The organism is Caballeronia sp. LjRoot31 (assembly GCF_964253885.1).
Classification (GTDB): Bacteria; Pseudomonadota; Gammaproteobacteria; order Burkholderiales; family Burkholderiaceae; genus Caballeronia.
This window is the reverse complement of sequence record NZ_CAXURX020000004.1, coordinates 69,761-90,509: the sequence shown is the minus strand read 5'-3', so window position 1 is coordinate 90,509 and position 20,749 is coordinate 69,761. Positions and strand designations below refer to the sequence as shown.

Genomic DNA, 20,749 nt, shown 5'->3' with positions numbered 1-20,749 from the left:
TAGGGGCACCGCATGCACGTTCTTGAGACACATGGTCAAATCATTTCCGACTATGCGAGCTATATCCGCAGCTTCCTGAACATACAGGATCCACAGATCCTGTCTGAGGTCGAATCGAAGCTTTCGGACGGACGACTGTGGCCGGAGCCGCTGCTCCAATTTAATCCGGCTTTTCAGATGGTCGGTAGTGTCGCCGAGCAGGCGGCAAAGGGTGCGCTGCACCCTGCCTTGTCCGATATCTTCAAGGATTACCTTTTGTACAAACATCAGCTCGATGCCATTGAGCTGGGTAGCAAGGGTAAGGACTTTATCGTTACGTCCGGAACCGGATCCGGCAAATCGCTGACCTACATCGGATCGATATTCCACGATCTTCTTGAGCGGCCAAGCGAAAGCGGGGTGTGCGCTGTTGTCGTCTACCCGATGAATGCTCTCATCAATTCGCAATTCGAGGAATTTAAGCGTTATGAGCAGAACTACATAAAGAGTACCGGCAGGCCGTTCCCGATTTCGTTTGGTCAATATACAGGTCAGGAAAACGAGAACACGCGCAGCGCGATGCGTGAGCACCCGCCACAGGTTCTGCTCACAAACTACATGATGCTGGAGCTGCTGCTGACTCGCACTGCCGAGAGGCCAATCCGGGACGGTATCTACGCCAACCTGCGATTCCTGGTCTTCGATGAACTCCACACCTATCGCGGCCGGCAAGGTGCCGACGTCGCGATGCTCATTCGCCGAATTCAGGCTCAATGTGAACGTCGCGCTGTGTGCATCGGCACCTCAGCAACGATGGCATCGGGCGGTAGCGTCGCGAGCCAGAAGAGCCGCATCGCAGCGGTCGCTACTCAGCTCTTCGGCCGCACATTCGAACCGTCGCAAATCATTGGTGAGTCGCTTGCACGATCGCTGGCCCCGAGTGGAGAGATACCGGATAGAGAACGACTCGCTCAAGCCATCGCTGGGCCGCTAGACGTCGGCGCGCCGCTTGCCTCATTGAAAAGCCATCCTTTGGCTGTCTGGCTTGAGAACAAAGTAGCGCTTGCCGAGGTTGGTGCCGATTTGGTTCGAGGTCAGCCTAGACGGATTTCAGAGGTTGTCGACGAGTTGGTACAAGATGCGGATGTGTCGCCTGTGGAGGCAGGATCAGCGGTTAGTTCGCTCTTGCAGTGGATTAGCAACGTCAATGAGGGACTGCAAGCCGACGGACAGCGCTATACGGTGCTTCCGTTTAAGTTGCATCAGTTCATTTCTCAGACGGGTTCGGTATACACAACACTTGATCAGGACGAGCATCGTTTCATCACGCTGGAACCTGGCGTCTATAAGGTCGACGAGAAGGAGAAAAAGCCAATCTATCCGAACGTTTTTAGCCGTATCAGTGGGTATGCCTTCATCTGTGTCACGCGGGTTGGCGATCGGCTTGAACCAAGGGAGTTCCGAGCATCGTCGGAGGACGACGAGGTCGCGAGTGATGGATACTTGATCGTCGGCGACGACGTCTGGGACGAACGCGATGACCTAGCCTTCTTGCCAGACTCTTGGCTGAACCGCAGTAAGACGGCACCCGACACGCGCAAACGGGCGCAGTTTCCGGTTCGATTGGGCTTCGATGAAACAGGTCGTTGCTCAGAAACAGAGCCGCTGCGGTGGTGGGGATGGTTCATGCGAGCCCCACTGCTATTCGACCCCACCGCTGGTGTGTTCTACGACACCAAAACGAACGAAGGAACGAAGCTCACCAAGTTGGGCAGCGAGGGGCGCAGTACCTCTACCACGATAACAACGTTCTCGATTCTCAACAGGCTCAGCGATGCGGGATATGCCGTCCGCGATCAGAAGCTGATCAGCTTCACTGATAACCGGCAGGACGCCGCACTGCAAGCGGGACACTTTAACGACTTCGTCGAGGTGATTCGCCTGCGAGCTGGTATTTATCAGGCTTTGTCGCGAGCCGGAGAAAAGGGCCTCACCTTCGAGCGTTTGGGGGCAGCGGTCTTTGAAGCGCTCGGACTCCCGTTCGTTGAGTACGCCAATAAAAACGAGGAGCCGGAGCTCGCTCACGTTAGGCGAAGCTATGAGGAGGCCTTTCAGACGTATTTGTTGTACCGCGCATTGGCGGACTTGCGCCGGAGCTGGCGAATCGTGTTACCGAATCTTGAGCAATGTGCTCTGCTCAACATCGGGTACACAGACCTTCCCGAGGTTGCAGACAACGACAAGTACTGGGACAAGGTACCCGTGTTGGACGAACTTTCACCGGGGGATCGAGCGGCATTCATAGCGACCATCCTCGACTTTTTCCGCCTCGAATATGCTGTCCACAGTGAAAACTACCTGACGCAAGCCAAGATCCGTGAGAACGAGAAGCTGTTTCGCGAGCGACTTAGATTACCGTGGACACTCGACCCGAATGAAAACATTCGTGAACCGTTCTACATGCGCTTCGAGACGTTGCATCGCGGTGCAAAGGTGTCGTCCAAGAGCATGGGTCCCGCTAGCGGCCTAGGTAAATTTATCAAGCTGTTCATCAAACAGCAGAGCATTGACGTCGATCTCCGCGGTGATCACTACATTGCCTTCATTCGGCTTCTGATGCAGAAACTGGAAGGTGCAGACTACCTTGTTTCGCAGCATGGCAAGGGCGAGACGAGCGACAATGTGCAGCTCTACCGCTTGCGGATCGAAAAGCTCGTCTGGCTGGCTGGCGATTTGAAGACGGTCAAGGCTGATCTTATCAAGAGGCGCAGTTACAAGGGCCAAGCGCCACAGCCGAATCTGTTCTTCCAGGGCCTATACCAGCGCAACTTCGCTCGCGCAAAACGGCTTCGCGCTGAGGACCATACAGGTCAGCTCGGAGTCGACGAGCGCCGCGACCGGGAAGATCGGTTCCGAGCCGACTGGTATCTGGATCAAAACAAGAAGGTGCTGGACGATTCACGCATTCGAAGCCAATCGATCAGTGCGCTGTACTGTTCACCAACGATGGAGCTTGGGATCGATATCGGTGGTTTGAGCGTCGTCCACCTTCGTAATGCGCCACCGAACCCCGCCAACTATGCGCAACGTGCCGGGCGCGCTGGCCGCGGAGGACAGGGGGCGCTGATTTTCACGTACTGTTCGACATATTCACCACACGATCGTCACTATTTCCAGCATCAGCAGGATCTTGTGGCTGGTGCTGTTCAGCCGCCGCGGCTCGACCTCGCAAATCGCGAACTGCTTCAAACTCACCTCAATGCACTGGCGATCTCCGAAGTAGGTCTTCCCGGGCTCGAAAACCATGCTGGCAATCGCCCCTCGGTCACCCGCTTTATCGACGAAGAGCAGCGTGAATTGCCGTTGCTCCCTTCAATGTATGCCGGCCTGGAACTTGGTCCGGCCACGCGTGATCGCTTGCGTGCAACGTTTCAGCGCGCCATTAAGGATATCTCTGCGGATCTAGAAGCACGGGCCGGGCATTGGTTTAACGACACTTGGATCGAACAGACACTGACCGGCCTTGCTGCGCATCTGGACAAATCAATTGACCGTTGGCGGGCGCTTTACCGCTCCGCGCGAACGACGCTGGACAGAGCGACCCAAAAGATCCAGAGCGGCACGCTTGGTCTCAGCAGCGACGAGTACCGAAAGTACAAGCGCAGCCAGGATCAGGCCACCCGCCAGTTGGATCTCCTCCGCAACCAGGGCGGCGGCTCCTCGGAGCTTTCTGAGTTCTACCCATATCGATACCTAGCTTCCGAGGGTTTTCTGCCGGGCTACAACTTCACGCGCCTACCGATCCGTGTATTCCTTCCTACTACGGACACGTCCGGTGAATTCATCTCGCGTCCGCGATCCATTGCACTGAGAGAATTTGGCCCGCTCAACATCATCTATCACCGCGGCCGAAAGTACCGCGTTTCACAACTGGTTGTGCAGGACGCAGACTCGGTGCTTATCGAGGCGAAGGTCAGCACGAAGGCGGGATATTTCTTAACGGGCGAGCAACTGCAACTCGAACATTGTCCATTCTCGGGCGTGAGCCTGTCAGACAACGCTAACAAAATCCATCTCCATCACCTTATGGAGATGGCCGAGTCGCGCGCCGAGGAGGTGGACCGAATTTCGTGCGAGGAAGAGGAGCGCACCTCCCGTGGTTTCGCAATTCAAACCTACTTTAGCATCGACGGTGGCAACACAGACCGCGTCAAGCGGGCAGCGATCAAGGCTAATGGTGAACCGTTGATGAACCTCATTTACGTTCCTGCGGCGCGTCTCGTGCATGTCAACGAAAAGTGGCGCGCTCAGCAGGCAGATGGGTTTCCGATTGGCCTGACTACAGGCGAGTGGCGTAGCTCAATGCCCGAAGATGAGGCACAAAGCCGGGAAGAGTTTCGACGTGTCAAGCTTTGGACATCAAATTTGGCGGACGCTCTCTACATAGTTCCGATTCAGGCTCTAGGTCTGAAGTCGGAAGGTGTGGTAACGCTTCAGTACGCTCTCAAACGGGCCATCGAACAAGTCTTTCAAGTCGAGTCAAGCGAAATCGGTGTTATTGCAATCGGTGAGCCCAGCGCGCCGAATATCTTGCTCTATGAGGCCGCTGAAGGCAGTCTCGGCATACTTTCACGTTTTGTTGAGGACGTGAGTGCCTTCCAGACCGTAGTTAACCTCGCTAGAAACCTATGCCGTTTTGACGACCCCAAGTACCTCGGGCCGGCGTCCTACGACGATCTGCTGAGTTACTACAATCAGCGCGATCATCAGATCATCGACCGCCACCTCATCAAGGATGCGCTGTCGAAGTTGGCCGCTTGTACCCTCGAGATTCAGGCCAATTCAGGATACGGCAGCTACGAAGAGCACTACCAAAGCATGCTGAAGCACCTGGATCCGAGCTCGTCGACGGAGCGCAAATTCATCGAGCATCTGTATGGCCATGGCCTGCGCCTGCCCGATGCAGCACAGAAGCGGGTCGATGGTATTTATGTGCAGCCTGACTTCCACTACGAGCCACGCGTCTGGGTATTCTGTGATGGTACCCCTCACGACGATGCTACCGTTCAGGCTGACGATGCCGCCAAGCGGCAGGCGATCATAGCCAAAGGGGATGAGGTCTGGGTCTATTACTATAAGGACGACCTTGCCGCCAAAGTCGCGGCTCGGCCGGACATTTTCAAGAAGGTCAGATGACCGTCTCACTCCAACCTGGAAAGCTGGTGTCGTTGCGCGGACGCGACTGGGTAGTGCTGCCTTCCGACGAGGAAGACCTACTCATCCTGAGACCCTTAGGTGGCTCGGATGACGAGATCACCGGCCTCTACCTTCCGCTAGGCGGTGACCAGCCATCTGACGCCCGCTTCGCCCCGCCAACCTCCGAAGATCTGGGTGACTTCTCCACCGCCCGGGTCCTCTATGACGCCGCGCGCCTGGCGTTTCGAAATGGCGCCGGCCCGTTCAGGTGCCTAGCGAAATTGTCGTTTCGGCCGCGGTCGTACCAGATGGTTCCGCTCGTCATGGCCTTGCGGGAGGAGCCTACTCGCTTATTGATTGCGGATGATGTGGGCGTCGGCAAGACGATTGAATCACTTCTAATCGTCCGCGAACTGATCGAACGCCGCAAAATCAGGCGCTTTGCTGTGATCTGTCTGCCTCACCTGTGCGAGCAGTGGCAGGCTGAAATCCGCGCCAAGCTAGACATCGAGGCAGTGATTATCCGCTCCAACACCCAGGCCCGACTCGATCGGCAGATCCATGGCGACACCAGTGTCTACGACTATTACCCCTACCAGGTCATCAGTATTGACTTCATCAAGTCCGATACGCGGCGCGATGTATTCATCGAGCAATGTCCGGAGCTGGTCATCGTCGATGAGGCGCACACTTGCGCTCGCCCGGCCGGCGCCTCGGCTAGCCAGCAGCAGCGCTATCACCTCGTCAGCCGAATTGCGCGCAAGCCGAATCAGCAGCTTATCCTTCTCACCGCAACCCCGCACAGCGGCAAGGCCGAGGAATTCCAGTCATTACTGGGTCTCATCCGGCCCGAATTTGAAACCATGGACCTCCCGTCCGCCAGCCAGGTGCAGCGGCGAGAGCTGGCCAAGCACTTTGTTCAGCGCAAGCGCGGCGACGTTGAAAAGTGGCTGGGCGAGGACACGCCATTCCCGCAGCGTGACGCGTTCGAACTGAACTATCCGCTGGCGCCTGGATACGCGGCGCTGTTCAATGAACTCATTGAGTTCTCGCGTAAGCTCATCGCCCCTGCCGAGGGCAAGCGCGAGCAACGGGTGCAGTACTGGACCGCACTCGCACTGCTTCGCGGCGTGATGTCCAGCCCTGCTGCGGGCGTGGAGATGCTCAACACGCGCATGTCGGGTCTCGCCAAGGCCGCGATAGCCGATGACGCCAAGGCTGAACAGGAAGACATCCTGAATCCTGTCGGTGACACCGAGTTTGGCCACGAGGGGGATAACGCGCCGACGCAGGTCATCGAGCGCGTGGACTGGTCGGAGCACCAGCGCCGGCAGCTGCGCGACTTTGCCCAGCGCCTTGGCGAGTTGGCAGGAAGTACGCATGATCAAAAGCTTGCCACCACTGAGCGTCAAATCAGCGAGTGGCTTGCAGAATCACCGGCGCTGTGCCCGGTCATCTTCTGTCGCTACATAGCCACCGCGCAGTACGTTGGTGAGTGGCTAGCCCCCGCGCTGCGCAAGAAGTACCCCAGACTCGATATCCAAGTCATCACCAGCGAACTCCCCGACGACCTGCGCAGGCAGCGCATTGAAGAAATGGGGCGCTCAAAGCTGCGGGTCCTGATCGCCACAGACTGTCTCAGCGAAGGCATCAATCTGCAGGAGCAGTTCACAGCCGTCCTGCACTACGACTTGCCGTGGAATCCGAACCGGCTCGAACAGCGAGAGGGGCGTGTTGATCGTTTTGGCCAACAGGCACCTATCGTCAAGGCGTGCATGCTCTACGGCGCCGACAACCCGATCGATGGCGTCGTGCTAGATGTCTTGTTACGCAAAGTGAAGGAAATCAAGCGTGCCACCGGTATCAACGTGCCGTTTCCGGAGGACTCGCAAAGCATCATCGACACCATTACGCAGGCGCTGCTGCTCAACCCCAGGCGGACGATCAGCACCCAGCGAAACGCGCAGGGCGTTCTGTTTGACTTCAGCGACTTCGAGGAGGCCGCCACGGCCAAGGCCGCCGTCACCCACAAGCTGGACCAAGCCGCCGCCCGTGAGAAAGCGTCGCGTAGCATCTTCGCTCAGCACGCGATCAAAGCGCACGAGATCGAGGCCGATCTTCGCGAGGTTGACGAAGCGATCGGCGACCCTAAGGCCGTGGAGTCGTTCGTGACCAGCGTACTCAACAACCTGCTGGGCGTGCAAATGGTGCCGCAGGGCAAAGGCTACCGGGTCGTTACAGCGAACATGCCGGCGCAACTGCGCGAGCTGCTCCCTGCCGGCGAAACCCTGTTGGCCAGCTTCCAATCGCCCACGCCCGAGGGCTTCCACTACATCGGTCGCAATCACCGCTTCGTGGAGCAGCTTTGCCAGGCAGTGATGGCTAACACGGTTAACCGTCAAGACAAGCGAGCGGCACGAGCTGCTGTAATCCGCACTCGCACTGTACAAACCAAGACTACCTTGCTGCTGTTCCGCTGTCGCAATGTCATCGAGCAGACGAAGAGCCACCAACAGATTGTGGCGGAAGAGATGCTGCTATGGGGCTGGCGTGGCACGCCGCAGGAGCAGCGCGAATACTTGGATCACGCGGCCGCCAAGACGTTGATCACCGAAGCTGCCGCATCGTCCGACCTGTCGCCTCAAGCCCGTGCCAGCTTTCTGGACAACGAGCTCATGCTGCTTGCTCAACTGGGCGACGCGTTCGAGCAAGTCGCCGAGCAACAATCGAAGCGCCTCGTAGACGCGCACGAGCGCTTTAGCTCTCTCATGGAAAAGCAGCGCTTTCAGGTCGTGTACCCCGTGCTTCCGATGGATTTACTGGGTGTATATGTGTTGCTGCCGGAGGGACCACAATGATCTACCCCAGCATCCGCATCGAAGGTGCAATCCTCTCGCCCGACATCCTCGACCGCCTCGACGATTTGGCGGGTCAACGTCCTGCCGATTTCGGCCTCGATGGCACCAACAAGGTCAAAGACGAGATCGCCCGAGCCTGGGCCGATGCTCAAGACTACTGGCGCATATTTCAACGCAAGCTGGAGTCTCTGCGTGAAGGCAGCCTTGCCACCACAGAGACTCGCCAGCAATGGGTGCTGCCCTTGCTCGGCCTCCTGGGCTATCAGCTCGACTACCAAGCCAAGAGCAGTGAGGTCAACGGAAAGAGTTATCCGCTGTCGCACCGTGTGGCCAATCGCGGCCAGACGGTGGTGCACATCAGCGGCTACCGCGACCTCGCGGGCTTGGACCGTAAGGCCGAGCAGCGCAGCGGTGCTTTGCGTATGTCGGCACATGCGATGGTGCAGGAGTACCTGAATCTATCCGACGAGCTTTACGGCCTGGTCACCAATGGCCGGATATTGCGCTTGCTTCGCGATAGCTCACGTCTGATCAAGCTCACCTACCTTGAGTTCGACCTTGACCGCATCTTCACGGACGGGCTGTTTGCCGACTTCGCCTTGCTGTACCGGCTGCTGCACGCTTCGCGACTGCCCGCTAGCCGCGACGACGCGGCGCAGAGCTGGATCGAGCGCTATCATCAGGACTCACTCGACGCTGGCTCGCGTATTCGCGAGGGGCTGAGCAAGGCGGTGGAACAGGCTATCACGGGGTTGGCAAACGGCTTCTTGCAGCACCGCGACAACGAAGCGCTTCGCCAGGAAATTGCCGGTAGCCGGCTGAGCGCGGAGGATTTCTACAAGCATCTGCTGCGCCTAATCTACCGACTGCTGTTCCTGATGGTGATCGAGGAGCGGGGGCTCGTTTTTCCCTCCAACGCGAACCCTAGGCACCGCAATCTGTATGAGCAGTTTTACAGTCTCATGCGCCTCCGCCGAATGAGCGAGAAGCGTCACCTTGCCGACCGCCGCCATGCTGACCTCTGGCCCGCACTGTTCGGCACGTTTCGTCTATTCGAAGCTGGTGGCCCCGGCTCGAAAATTGGCCTGGCCCCTCTGGCCGGTGACCTTTTCAGTCCGCAAGCCATCGGGCCGTTGGCAAGCTGTACGCTGGGCAACGACGTGCTGCTCACCGCGCTGCGCGCGCTCAATCTTTATACCCATCCCGACAATGGCCAGCTTATCCGTGTCAACTATGGCGCTCTCAATGTCGAGGAATTTGGTTCCGTTTACGAGGGGCTGCTCGAATACGAACCCACCTTCATGCACGATGGTCCGCGCACCGAGTTTCATTTCCGCAAAGGAGACGAGCGTGCCAATACCGGGTCGCACTACACACCCGACGAGCTGGTTCAGCCACTCATCAAGCACTCCCTTGACTACCTGATCGCGCAAAAGTTGAAGGAGAGGAACCCCGCCGAGGCGCTGCTCGATCTGCGCGTGGTCGACGTGGCCTGCGGCTCTGGGCACATCCTGCTGGCTTCTGCGCGGCGCATCGCTATTGAGCTGGCGATTGTCCGCACCGGTGAAGACCAGCCATCGCCCAGCGCCTTCCGCACAGCCATCCGCGACGTAATCCGCCATTGCATCTATGGGGTGGATTTGAACCCTCTAGCGGTGGAGCTGTGCAAGGTGGCGCTGTGGCTGGAGGCGCATAACCCCGGCGAGCCGCTGAACTTTCTGGACCATCGCATCAAGTGCGGCAATGCTATCGTGGGTTACGCACGTCGTGAGGACATCGAACGCGGCGTACCTGACGAGGCTTTCGTTACGATGCCAGGCGATGATAAAAACCTTGCGGCCGCACTGCGCAAGCGAAACAAGGCCGAGCGCACAGGCCAGACGACGCTGAAGTTTTCGCCAGAGATCGAGCGTCAGCTTGGCGAAGCGCTGGAGGCTTGGCATGCGCTAGACGCACTGCCTGAGCAAACGCCTGAGCAGATCGAGGACAAGAAGCAGCGCTTTGTGGACCTTACGCAGTCCGCTGACGCGATGCTGATGGAGCAATTGGCGGCGATTCCGATTGCACAGTTCTATATGCCCAAGGAGGTCGATCGGCCGGGACAGCATGTCACCGAGGCCGAGTTTCGTCGGTACTGGCGAGGCGAGCGAAAGCCGTTGGATCACCCCGCGGCGCTTGCTTGGGCGATGGCGGAGCGAAAGCGGTTCTTTCATTGGTTTCTGGAATTTCCCGAGGTGATTTCTCGGGGGGGATTTGACTGCATCCTTGGCAACCCGCCGTATCTTGGCGGCCAGGACCTGAGCGGGAGTTATGGGCACCCGTTCTGCGAATATGTGAAATGGCAGTTTGACCCGGCCGGACTGAGCGACTTGGTCGTCTATTTCGTTCGACGGATCTTCAATCTTTTGCGCCCGGGTGGATTCATGGCGTTCTTGACAACCAACTCGATCAAGGATGGCGACGTTCGAAAGGATGGCCTGGAGCAAGTCGTCGCAGGAGGCGGCGTGATTAACTTCGCTGTGCGCGGTATTAAATGGCCAGGGCGAGCGAAATTGGTCGTGTCTCTACTATCGATCAACAAGGGAAACTGGCAGGCGCAGCGATTCCTGGACGGCAAGCCCGTCTCCCACATAAACGCATTTCTGGAGGACGCGCAGGACGCCGGCGATCCAGTCGGTCTTGCCCAAAACGAACAGACGATGTTCCAAGGAACCATCTTCCTTGGGGACGGCTTTCTTCTGACTCCAACCGAAGCTGCTTCGTTGATCAAATCGAACGGCCGTACGGCCGAGGTCATCAGGCCGATCATCAATGGGCAAGAGATTAACAATAGCCCCGACCAGTCACCCGGTAGACAAATCATTAATTTCTTCGACTGGTCCGAGGACAAGGCGAGGACTTTTGGTGCGGCCTTCGAGCGCGTCGAGCAGTTAGTTAAGCCCGTCAGGGCCAGCGACAAGCGCGCGTCGCGTCGCGAGCGTTGGTGGCAGTACGCTGAGCGGGCTACCGGTCTATATAGCCGACTGAATGGCCTTGAGCGGTGCTTTGTAGCAGCGCGCACAACGAAGCATCTCAACTTCTCCGCGTCACCGTCGGACCGCGTTTTCTCGGACGCGCTATACGTCTTCACTACGGATCGGTGGGACCTCTACGCGGTCGTGCAATCCACCCTGCACGACGTCTGGGCTCGCAAGTACAGCGGGGCGTTGGAAACACGGCTGCGCTACTCGCCGTCGGACTGTTTCGAAACTTTCGCCGTCCCCGGCGACCTTTGGCAGGTCGCTCAGCCCGAGCTGGCCGTGATCGGCGAGCATTATCACGAACACCGCCGTGCGTTGATGCAGGAGTTGTGGTTAGGACTTACCGACATCTACAACCTCTTCCACGCTCGTGACCTGAATCTAGCGATGGTGGTCAAGGTCAGCAAGAAGCCCGAGTCCGTTGCCCAGGCCGGCTATGAAGGCCTGCTTGAACTGCGTCGGCTGCATGTGCAGCTTGACACCGCCGTGCGCGACGCCTACGGCTGGACGGACATTGTTCTCAGTCACGACTTCGTCGAAGTAGAAACTCTCCCTGAAAACGACCGCGTCCGTTACACCATCACCCCATCCGCGCGCAAGGACGTGCTCAAGCGACTACTCGCACTGAACCACGACCGAGCGAAGCTAGAGGCCGAGCGGCGCATAGTGTCCGCAGCTGTTGAGCGGAAGCCGCGCGTCGGCAAGCAGCCAGCGGATTCGAGTTTGCCACTGTTCGACACTGATTTCGTGGTGCACGCGCCGATCGAAGCTGCGCCATTTGCGACTTCCAGCGTCGAGATGGCGGCGCTTCCGGACGGCGCCTGGGCTCGATACGGCACCGATCGATCAAATGACGAACTGGCCAGCTTGGTTGCCGTGCTCAAGACATTGGGGAAGCCGATCCCCGCGCGGGAAGTGCGCCTGATCGCGTTCATGTGCATGGAGCCTCGTCTGATGATGCCATTGCTCGCTGCCGATGAAGGGCGACAATGGTTGCGCCTCGTGGGAGCTGAAGCCCAAGCGTTGCCGGCAGGTGTAGCGCAGCTCGGGCCGCAAACCGATGGGGCTTGGGGCCGCGCCGTTACCCAGCTGCGGGGAAGCGGTGGACTGATCGAGGACGCTGTCGCCAGAACTTGGGGGCCTGGGGTGACGTTGGGCGAGTTCGAGACGGCTGGGTGGCCCGACGGTCGTGCAGCGATGGCTGTCCGCATGCTCCGCGCGCGCGGTGCCGACTCCATGCTTCTGTCACTGCCATCTGATCTTCGGGAGTTTGTTGATGCCAAGGCAGCCTGACCTGTTCGGCCATGCTGCGCTGACGGTTCAGCCGGAGTCCGGCCGTACCCAGCCTCGGCTATGGGTACGCCGGCTCACAATCTGGAGTGATTCGGACACGCGCCTCCGGGATATCGAGCTGCGGCCGGGTCTCAACATCATCTGGTCCCCGGATCCCAGTGACCAATCAAATAGCGGCGACACGGACTACCTGGGGCATGGCAGTGGCAAGACGCTGTTCTGCCGCCTACTACGGTTCTGTCTGGGCGAGGACCGCTACGCTCCGGACGAGCAGCGATTGCGGATCGCCACAGCCCTTCCTGAAGGGTGGGTGTCTGCCGAAGTGCTGGTAGATGGTGCACTTTGGGGAATACTGAGGCCGCTCGGTGCAGGCCGGCCTCACTACGCTGTTCCCGACGCGTCGCCAGAGGAGCTATTGGCGGGGAACATACCTGCAACCGGGATCGAGCCATTGCTCGAAGTCGTCGAGCGGCAGATCGTGACCCCAGGCGTCGCCGCGCTGATTCCAGGCGAGCATCGGCTCGACGCCTGGCGCGTTGCATTGGCATTGCTCACGCGCGACCAGGAGTGCCGTTTCGACCGTGTGTTGGAGTGGCGATCCGCGGATTCCGATTCGGGATCGCCGACACGCTCGATGTCGGCCGCAAAGCACCTAGACGCGTTGCGGGCCTTTGTCGGTGCCATCGTTGCCGAGGAGCTGCAACTGCGGGCCGAGATATCTGCGCTTGATGAGCGTTACAAGGCCTCTAGCCAAGATGTTGCCCGCCGAAAATGGGCGAGTGATCGACTCCGCGCTGAGGTCGCGACTGCTGTGGGGCTGAGTCCAGACGATCTTCCGAAGGGACGGCTTTCGATCGAGGCGTTGCGCAAGGCAGCGACGCAGAACGTGGCGCGGCTGGCAAGAGTGAGCCCGTCCTGGGACGCGGGTGACCTGGAAGCGCTCCGTGCGGAGTACGACGAGCAACGCCAACTTGTCTCTGCTCTCGAACAACACCTGGCGGTAGCACAAGCTCAACTTCCAGAGATCGATATGCTGGTGCGGCGGATGAGGGGAGAAATGCCGGGCATCTCCGCCCAAGTCGCCAAGTCAGCGACGCCCATCTGCCCCTTTTGCGAAGTCCCGATTGACCGTGCGCTCGCCGAGGGCTGTGGGATGTCTCACAAACTGCCCGACCTCCAGGCAATTCGCGATCGGCGTCAGTGCCATATCGACGAGATCGCCACCGAAGAGCGGCGCCGTAAGGAAATAAACGACAGTGTCGCATCAACGTTGCAGGCTTTGGTGCCGGCGCGTGTAGCTCGGGACGCACAGCGTGCACGAGTCAGGGCAGCCCAGCGCTTCCACGATGCCCGTTCCGGTGCTTGGTTCAAGGCGCGTCGAGTTATTGACGATGTGAAGCGTCTCGACGGAATGTTGAGCGAGCTAGACCTCGAAGAGGCGCAAGCCGGTTCCCATGCGGCGGAGGTGGAAGAGAAGCGAGAGTTGACGGGCACGTTCCGGGAGGCGCAGCGCGAAGTATTTGACCGACTGTCACGTTTCTTTGATGGGGTGATCCGTGAAATTGTCGGCCCCATGGCGCACGGCAAGGTCTCTCTCGATGGCAACGGGTTGAAGCTGGTCGTGGAGTTGGGAGGGGAACGCTCGACCGCGGCGATTGATTCACTCAAGGTCATCGCATTCGATCTGGCCGTAATGTGCATGAGCATTGAAGGCGGCACTCGACTTCCGGCCTTTTTGCTGCACGATAGCCCACGAGAAGCCGATCTCGGTTTGAGCGTCTACCACCGATTATTCGCTCTAGCCAAAGGATTGGAGGCCCCAGGGCCGGCTTTGTTTCAGTACATTGTGACTACAACTACTCAGCCACCCGATGAAGTTCAAATCAGGCCATGGTTGCGCGAAAGCCTACGTGGCTCGCCGGCGCAGGAGCGACTGCTTAGGTTGGATTTGTAGCGGTGCACTTCGGCGCTGATGCGTGAGGAGGGCGTTCGAGTTCGCTTCCCTTTTCACTGACGCTTTTTAGCGGCAGGCATCTCGTCGACGCCGCCCCGCGTGGCCGAGCGCCTAACGGCATCACGTCTTGACGATTGCGCTCTGGCTGGCTAAATCAGATTGCCTGCGAGCGCGGCGGCCACCTGCTTCATCTGCTCAACCAAGCTGTGTTACCGTGCTTTAATTTCCGAGTTCTGAAGCTACCCCAAGTGCAGCGGAACAAGCCACGGTATCTGATTGCGGCCAATTTGGAAAATATTGTTGCTATAGCATCCCGCAAACACACAGACACTTTGACAGAATAAAGAACCATGGCACGCATTGAGAACCAACAGCACACTATAAACACCGCTTTCAGAGACACCTATTACATCGTTCCCGACTATCAGCGCGAGTATGTTTGGACCGACAAGGAAGTCACACAGTTGCTCGACGACATCAACGAGCAGATCGACGCTGGGTTGTCGCGTCCGTATTTCGTGGGGACCGTACTGGTGTCACCGAGCCACGAGGTAGACCACTACGAGGTTATCGACGGACAGCAGCGGCTTACCACCTTTTTCCTGCTGCTCTGCGCGCTCAAGAATTTGTTCAGACCGGACGGGCAATACAAACAACTGCTTACCAATCTCGTATCGATGAGCTATACCGATACGAAGGGTGACATACGCACAAAGCTCAAGCTTGAGCCTAGATATGAGCATGCAGGCGATGTGATGCACAAGCTCGTGGAAATGGACGCGGACCCGCAAACAGTCAGGGCCGCAATCCAAGCCTCTACGATCCCAAGCTTCGGCTCGCTAGAGAACTTGATAGGTGCCTATAGCACTATCTACAACTATCTAAAAGACAACTACCCAGACACCGCGGAACTCAAAAAGTATTGGGGATACCTGGCAAACAATGTCGTCTTCATTCAGATCTCAACTGATGTCAGTAGCGCGCTGAAGATTTTCGAGACGATTAATGAGCGAGGCGTCGGTCTCAACCCGATGGACCTCCTCAAGAACCTTCTGTTTACCCAGGTCAGACAGGACGAGTTCACGCGCCTTAAAGACGAGTGGAAGAAGATAACAAAGCCGTTGGAGCAGGCAAAGGAAAAGCCCCTTCGGTTCCTTCGCTACTTCCTCATGGCGAACTATGTTATCAAGAATTCCCGCAATGATGCCGTAGTGCGCGAGGACGAAATCTATGACTGGTTTGTCGATAAAGAGAATGCTGGCCTGTGTGGCTACGCAGCGCAGCCATTTGACTTCGTGCGGAAAGTCATCGTCAGCGTGGAGAACTACATTGCGTTCAGCAACGGCCAAGGCAATGACCGCAAGCCAAGCGTGCCCATGGAGAATCTGAAGCGGCTCACAGGCGGCGCCTTCAGCTTGCACTATGTGCTGCTGCTTGCGGCATCTGGTCTCCCCAAGGCACTGTTTGACCACTTCGTCAAACAGCTTGAAAGCTTTCTGTTCTACTACATCTTCACGAAGACGCCTACAAAGGATCTTGAACGCAGCTTTTCGTTATGGGCGGACGAGCTTCGGGCAATTTGTGCCGTCACGGACCTGGCTTCCCAGAAGGCGGGATTGAATTCGTTCGTCGCTGAGCGTTTCGAGACCAACATGCAAAGCAAGGCGGCCGAGCTTAACGACGCGCTGAAGCGCTTCACACTTCATTCCATGCAGCAATATAGGTCCCGCTACCTCGTTGCTAAGGTTACGCAGTATGTTGAGATGGCCTTCCAGGGGACGAAAGGTCCGCAGAGCTTGGCACCATACATTGGCCTGGAGATAGAACATATCCTGCCTCAAACGCCGGCAGCGGAACTGATCGAGTCGTGGACCAAAGCAAATCCTGACCAAGGGTATCACCTCTACACAGCGAAGCTTGGCAACCTTACCTTGCTTGAAAAACCTATCAACATAGTGGCTAGCAACGATTTCTTCGCGGCGAAAAAGGCAATCTACCAAGAGTCTGGTAACTATCTTACCCGCAGCCTTGCTGGCCTCAGTAAGGTCGGGCAGAACACATCGATCACCCGAATCAACGAAAAGCTTGCGGCATTCGACACATGGGATGCGAAGGCAATAGAAGATCGCCAAGATATGCTTGTTCGACTAGCAAACGAGGTTTGGAAGACAACGTCAATCGACCAATAAGGGGTGCCGTCAGGAAACGGAATAAATCGTACGTTAGCCGCACTGCACAATCAATAAAATCAACGACTTGTCGTCATGAGCTCCGGCAGCGTTGGTGATCGGTACACATAGTGGGAGAGAGGCCCTATCGGACAAGGCTTTCCGGACCGCTGAAGTACGAAAAAGCCCGTATCCTGAGTGCACCCCAAGACGTGCAAGCCGTGCGCAAAAAGGTTGTGATGTCTCAGACCCAGCTCGCGGAGCGATGGGGCCTTACCCGACAACAGATCGGCAGAAACGAGAAAATGGGTCAAGCGGTACCAGCGAAAGAAGCTGACGCGTACCGAGGGTTGTTAGAATTGACTCATCACGATGCGACTTAGGCGCATGCTTCCGCCCGGATATGATGTCCACGTTCGTCGGACCAATCAGCCGACGCGGATCTACAAGATCCTTGGGAACAGAAATTCAAAGATTTGGCGGGCACCATCTTCTATCAGCAAGAGGTATCCGGCCAGTCGTTCGACAGCGTCGCTGTGATTGATCCCTCGACAGGCCAGATCACGATGTACTGAGAGACAGGAAAAGCCGGTCGAGCCGGCGCATAGGAGAGCCACGTGATCATCAGGATTGAAGTTTCGGATGCGGAACTCGAAGAAATGGAATGCTCCTCGCTCGAGGAGTTTGAGGAACAGATCCGCAACCAACTCGATAACGGCGTCGTGACCAGCGACGGTGGTGCGGGTTCCGACTGGATCGCAGAGTACGAGCTCGAAGTCGTCAAAGTCGACTGACCACTCGCCGGAAAAGCAAACCATGTCCAAATTGACCCCAGCACTCGCACTGAGGGCTGCGATTAACGTGCTACGTGACTCAGCCGAGTCGCGCAAAATGCCGTCAGGCGAGCCGTTAAATGACGCCCTCGTGCAACTGCATTTGGACGCAGTGGATACACTCGAAAAGTCGTTGGCCGATCTTCGGGACCACGAGTAGGAAAAGACTTATGAAACTCATTGCTGTTGCTCGCCGTTGGCGCGAAGAAAATGGCTATGTCGGCCGGGTGGCGTGATCGTGCTGTTCGAAGGTGACGTGCAGAGCTGGTTCAACACACTGCGCAATCCAGAGCATTGGCAACCGGGTTGTGTTGCTATCGATGAGGACGGTAGGAGTTGAACTGCCATTGCGGGGAATCAGGGCGACGGTGCGTTGATGTGGCTGCCCGATCACCCGATCTAGGAAAACCGCGCGATGCATACTGGGTAACTCATCGGTGTAGACCGCCCTTGCTTTGGGAAGCGGTTCGTTTTGCGGCGGTCGCCGGCGCATACAGATCGTCGGAACCAGGAGCATCAACGCGACCGGGGGGCGAACGTCTCGGCTCACACCCGAGCCATCGGGCGATAGCGGCGATGGCTTTCAAAGATCGGTGCGGGAGCTTATTATTTTTCGCCTTGTCCATCGGCGCTTTATAACGTGTCATTTCCTCATCGCGAAAGCACATATGTGCGACTGGGACCAGTCGAGGCCTACGCAGCCCTTCACCTCCGCACGATGGTGGTACTGAATAGTGCCGTCATACTCTCGCTGCACTCGGCTGACCGGTCGCGCGCTCCAGAGGGACTCCTATCATTGCGAGACGGCGATCAGATCTCGACTCCTCATCTGAAATTCGTCCTACCGGGGATCTCGAGTGTGCAGTGGCGATTTTTCGAATGCATTGAAGACGACGAATACCGCCTTAGCGCCGTTGCAGACGACGTGGTCGTGGCCTTGTCGATGAAACGCGGGCACATCGAGTCCCGGTTCCTCGGAGAGGGCCGTCTGCGTGGCACGGCCGCACAACTGATCGTGACGATCGAAAACGGACACCGCGGACGGACATCCGTGTCTGCCGACGATTGGTTGGCCACCGGCGAAGGCGAGGACTGATTCCATAAGGTCGAGCGTGTACGTCAACGAATCGCAAGTGGTTCGCGCCAAGCGGAGCACTCCGTCAGCGCCTGGCGTTTACAACGTCGAAAAGGCAGCCTTGGCGTCGCGGATTCGTGAAGCACAACCGTCACGACAAACGTCTCCAGAACGGGCGACGCGTCTTCTGCCGCAGATCCTTGACTTCAAACGACAGAGTAGCCAGCATGACCTGGTCGATCGGCGCAAGGCGCTGCGCGATCTGCATCCTGGGTTGCACGCCACGTATATTAAAACGCGATAGCTCGCAGCTGTCGGATTCGACCAAAGAGGGCGTTGGCTGTTACCTCGAAACGCCAGGCATCAATCCCTAGCGGTGGTTCAACGATGAAAATCGTTAATGCAACTAACTATCTGTCGATCTTTTATCCGCCTTCAACCCCGTCTTGCCACACCCGCGAGCAGTAACCAGTCCAGTATTACCCACAACACCAACATTGCTCCCAAGGCTGCCGACCCATCGCACCGTTCGGAGCAATCCGCCAACGGCTCCGCGCTTGCCCGAACCGATCTTGATTAGCAAATTTTAGTGAGCGTTCCGCACTGGCAGCGGTGTTGGACGTGGAGTGAAGTTTTGCCGATCGTTAGTTGCAATATATAACTCTTGCCGATGCAATTCATAGCTACTGAACATTCTAGGGGTAATGTTCAGTAGAGGAAATAAGGAGTATTTTTATCGGTTTAAAAATACCCATCAACGTGGCACACTTGCCACACCCTCTACGACCGATAGCGACGCTTCCATGGACCAGGCGATGCAGGATGACATCCAGCAAGGCGACTTCGAAGCCATCGTCCTCGACACCTCGGTGTTCGACGCACAGCAGCTTCGCCTTGAAACCGGTCTTCTCCGGCGGGTCGCGCAGTTCCACGACGGCGCGATCCGGGTGCTGTTGCCGGATGTCATCGCCCGCGAAGTCGAGGCGCATCTGCTGGCTGCAGCGAAAGAAGCGCAGGGTGCACTACAGCGGGCGGTTCGGCTCGCACGTAACGCCGGACTGCTCGAGCAGCTCGAGGGCGGAAGCGTCGTCGACACATTGCTGGATGCAGTTGCGGCCCCTGCGACGGCCGATAGTGTCGCGCATCAGCGCCTGCAGGACTGGATCGGGCAAACCGGCGCCGACGTGCTGCGTTCGGGCGAGCACGTAAGCCTTGACGAGGTGATGCTGCGCTACTTCGACGCGAAGCCTCCGTTCTCGGCCAGCGGCGACAAGAAGCACGAGTTCCCCGACGCAATTGCGCTGCTCACGCTGGAGCGCTGGGCCGAGCAGCAGAACACGAAGGTATTGGCTGTCTCGGCCGACGGCGACTGGCAACGCTATGGTGCGCAGTCAGCGCGAATCGTGGTCGTCAAGGATCTAACGGAGGCGCTAGGCGCATTCCAGCAGCACACGGCGCGGTACGCCTGCCGGCGTGTCGGGGAGCTGCTGGGGGAGGGTGACCCGATTGGGCTGACGCAGGCGCTTGAGCAGATTACGCGCGAGCAGTTGGCCGAAAAGCTGTCCTTCGGGGTGTACGCCTCCTCGCCCTACGATTTTGAGCAGGACAGGGCCCAGTGGTCATTGCAGCGCATCGCGCTGCCGGACACCAGGATTGCGGCGAGATACTTTTCGGCGGTCGACTTCACCGACGGTGTATTGGTCATCCATGTGACCTATACCGCTCATCTGAAGGTAACTAGCACCTTCAGGTACTTCGATCGGGACGCCCAGGACCAGCGCCTCGATATTGGCATCGGCACAGTGGTCTCCGACGAGCAGGTCGAACTCGAGGCGCTGGTCTCGCTCGACGGAAAGATTCCCGATCACATGACGGTCAAGGACATTGAGATCTTGCCTGCCTCGCACTTGCTGGAACTGGGCGATATCAAACCGGACGTTCTGATCGTACGTGGCAACCATGACATCCAGATTCGCTAGCGACTCCGTCGTCTCGCCCACACGCGGCGAAAAACATGGCCAATACGCTTGAACTCATGGTGCTGGCCCTGCCGCTGGAACTCGCTCCCGAGTCGTTGCCGCCAGTGGTCAAGCGGTTCGTCGCTGACTGCTGGCCCGGCATGAGCCGCGCGCAGCTGATCTCCCGTGCTCGGCGCCAAGCACTGCACCCGTCGCTGCGCGCCATAGCGAACAATCCGGGCGCGGGTGCGCCCGGCGAAACCGGCCACTTCAGCCTGACGCTGACGGCCGAGGGCATGTCGGTCCAGCTTGTCGCGCATCTGCGGCGCGTCAGGCAGCTGCGCGTGTCGGCGCGGCCGGCGAAGGCGTCGAAGCCGCCTGCGCGCGATCCGCGGCAGGGCAGTCTTTTTTAAAG

The 20,749-nt window shown here is 58.0% G+C and carries 9 protein-coding genes; all 9 read left to right on the top strand.

Translation table 11 applies throughout. The features are described from left to right. The first annotated feature begins 12 nt into the window (after window positions 1-12). The 9 genes from ACSQ8V_RS38395 to ACSQ8V_RS38355 all read left to right on the top strand — a co-directional run bounded on the left by ACSQ8V_RS38395 (window position 13) and on the right by ACSQ8V_RS38355 (window position 20,747). A complete protein-coding gene (locus tag ACSQ8V_RS38395) occupies window positions 13-5,175 on the top strand; it encodes a DEAD/DEAH box helicase (RefSeq protein ID WP_436209354.1) in 5,163 nt (1,720 codons plus the stop codon). Next, complete coding sequence (locus ACSQ8V_RS38390) at window positions 5,172-8,033, top strand: helicase-related protein (RefSeq protein WP_165989522.1); 2,862 nt, start codon at window positions 5,172-5,174, stop codon at window positions 8,031-8,033. Before ACSQ8V_RS38395 ends, ACSQ8V_RS38390 begins: the two co-directional genes overlap by 4 nt. Beyond that, entirely contained in the window at window positions 8,030-12,346 is a 4,317-nt protein-coding gene (locus ACSQ8V_RS38385; RefSeq protein WP_436209353.1) for an Eco57I restriction-modification methylase domain-containing protein, read from the top strand. Before ACSQ8V_RS38390 ends, ACSQ8V_RS38385 begins: the two co-directional genes overlap by 4 nt. After that, on the top strand, window positions 12,330-14,300 hold the full coding sequence (locus ACSQ8V_RS38380; protein ID WP_436209352.1) for a chromosome segregation protein SMC: 1,971 nt from the start codon (window positions 12,330-12,332) through the stop codon (window positions 14,298-14,300). The genes ACSQ8V_RS38385 and ACSQ8V_RS38380 overlap by 17 nt, the downstream gene beginning before the upstream one ends. Before the next feature lie 350 nt (window positions 14,301-14,650). Further along, window positions 14,651-16,489 (top strand): DUF262 domain-containing protein, encoded by a 1,839-nt coding sequence (locus ACSQ8V_RS38375; RefSeq protein WP_436209351.1) that lies wholly within the window; start codon window positions 14,651-14,653, stop codon window positions 16,487-16,489. Between the two features lie 596 nt (window positions 16,490-17,085). After that, entirely contained in the window at window positions 17,086-17,262 is a 177-nt protein-coding gene (locus ACSQ8V_RS38370; protein WP_436209350.1) for a hypothetical protein, read from the top strand. A gap of 898 nt (window positions 17,263-18,160) precedes the next feature. Continuing rightward, on the top strand, window positions 18,161-18,397 hold the full coding sequence (locus ACSQ8V_RS38365) for a hypothetical protein (RefSeq protein ID WP_165989530.1): 237 nt from the start codon (window positions 18,161-18,163) through the stop codon (window positions 18,395-18,397). 782 nt (window positions 18,398-19,179) lie between these two features. Further along, complete coding sequence (locus ACSQ8V_RS38360; protein ID WP_436209349.1) at window positions 19,180-20,355, top strand: PIN domain-containing protein; 1,176 nt, start codon at window positions 19,180-19,182, stop codon at window positions 20,353-20,355. A gap of 35 nt (window positions 20,356-20,390) precedes the next feature. Next, complete coding sequence (locus ACSQ8V_RS38355) at window positions 20,391-20,747, top strand: hypothetical protein (RefSeq protein ID WP_165989534.1); 357 nt, start codon at window positions 20,391-20,393, stop codon at window positions 20,745-20,747. Window positions 20,748-20,749 lie beyond the last annotated feature (2 nt).

Coding starts and splice junctions, on each gene's coding strand:
- ACSQ8V_RS38395 (WP_436209354.1), top strand. CDS start 13: ATGCACGTTCTTGAGACACATGGTCAAATCATTTCCGACTATGCGAGC.
- ACSQ8V_RS38390 (WP_165989522.1), top strand. CDS start 5,172: ATGACCGTCTCACTCCAACCTGGAAAGCTGGTGTCGTTGCGCGGACGC.
- ACSQ8V_RS38385 (WP_436209353.1), top strand. CDS start 8,030: ATGATCTACCCCAGCATCCGCATCGAAGGTGCAATCCTCTCGCCCGAC.
- ACSQ8V_RS38380 (WP_436209352.1), top strand. CDS start 12,330: ATGCCAAGGCAGCCTGACCTGTTCGGCCATGCTGCGCTGACGGTTCAG.
- ACSQ8V_RS38375 (WP_436209351.1), top strand. CDS start 14,651: ATGGCACGCATTGAGAACCAACAGCACACTATAAACACCGCTTTCAGA.
- ACSQ8V_RS38360 (WP_436209349.1), top strand. CDS start 19,180: ATGGACCAGGCGATGCAGGATGACATCCAGCAAGGCGACTTCGAAGCC.
- ACSQ8V_RS38355 (WP_165989534.1), top strand. CDS start 20,391: ATGGCCAATACGCTTGAACTCATGGTGCTGGCCCTGCCGCTGGAACTC.